This is a genomic window from Psychrobacter sp. 16-MNA-CIBAN-0192 (assembly GCF_040309565.1).
Classification (GTDB): domain Bacteria; phylum Pseudomonadota; class Gammaproteobacteria; order Pseudomonadales; family Moraxellaceae; genus Psychrobacter.
On record NZ_JBEOOX010000126.1, the window covers coordinates 1 to 287 of the forward strand.

At 68.3% G+C, this 287-nt stretch carries 1 pseudogene; it reads right to left on the reverse strand.

The window, feature by feature from the left end:
* Positions 1-98: 98 nt before the first annotated feature.
* Positions 99-287, reverse strand: a pseudogene (locus AAEY78_RS12610) (amino acid ABC transporter substrate-binding protein); the annotation flags it as partial.

Here is a 287-nt window from a genome sequence, read left to right on the forward strand (position 1 = left end):
GCGTCGCGGCGTTCGACGCGGCGTGGCTCGACGCGGCGCCCGACTACGCGGCATGCGTCGCGTGGACGCGCGCGTAAGCCGGGGTCGACGCGCGGCGCTTACTCGAGCGGCGCGTCGTTCGGCGCCGCATAGCGCGCCTTGATCACGTCGCTCATCGGGAAGTCGAACGACAGCCCCTTCGGCGGCACCGGCTTCATGAACCATTTGTCGTACAGCGCGTCGATCTCGCCGCTTTTCATCAACTGCACGAGCACGCCGTCGACGAGCGCCTTGAACTGCGGATCGTC